This window comes from Novosphingobium rosa NBRC 15208, from assembly GCF_001598555.1.
In the GTDB taxonomy this organism is placed as follows: Bacteria; Pseudomonadota; Alphaproteobacteria; order Sphingomonadales; family Sphingomonadaceae; genus Novosphingobium; species Novosphingobium rosa.
In genome coordinates, this window is record NZ_BCZE01000186.1 from 1 (window position 1) to 795 (window position 795).

Annotated in this window: 1 protein-coding gene; it reads right to left on the reverse strand. The window is 62.4% G+C overall.

Going from position 1 to position 795, the window contains the following annotated elements; all coding sequences use genetic code 11:
* Nucleotides 1-135: 135 nt before the first annotated feature.
* On the reverse strand, nt 136-795 hold a 660-nt coding region (locus tag SR3_RS30340; protein ID WP_157099228.1), incomplete at its 5' end, for a transposase.

Below are 795 nucleotides of genomic sequence, written 5' to 3' on the forward strand. Positions count from 1 at the left end.
AGCTGGACGCCTCGAAAAACCGGCGGATTTGGTCGGCTCGCGCTATTGAGGATCGCGCAGGGTCATTGATGCACGATTTTCGGCTTCCCTTGGCTGCGTGATATTTGCTTTGTGCCCTGTTGTGGCCATTGCCTTTCAAGCGGGCGCAGTACGCCCTTCGAGCCAAGCGAGCCGCTGGAAATTATAGACCAGGTTGGCCATGCCGATCTTGATCGTGGCGCGGGCGATACCGATGGTGCGCACGACCAGCCCCATGCGATGTTTTTGCCCTGCAAACACATGCTCGACGTGGGCGCGGATCTTGGAGCGCCGGGTGTTGGCCCTGGCGATCCGCTCGGGCAGCGGTCGCCTTGGCTGTCGCTTCTGGTGGATATGGCTGGTGAACATGCCGGCGGCCAGGAACGCTTCGTTCTTCTTCGACCGGTAGGCCGTATCCGCCCAGACGCCCGAACCGGTGTTGGTCTTGGCTATCAAGTCCGGTAGCCGCGCCCCATCATGGGCGTTGGCGGCGCTGGCCCCCCAGGTGCGGATCAGGCCGTGGGCCTTGTCGATGCCAATATGATTCTTGTAACCGAACATCGGGATAGCGAGATCGACGGGCTTCGCTGCCTTGGGATCTGCCCCCTCGCGGACCTTGGCCTTGCTATATTTGATCGACCAGCGCGCATCCCGGTCCTTCTGTCGCGCCTTGGCCGGTTTCCAGTCCTCGGGCACGCGACCCTCCTTGATCGCCGCCTTCTCCGCTTCGGTGTTGCGCTGCTTGGGCGCCGGAACCACGGTGGCGTCGATGATCTG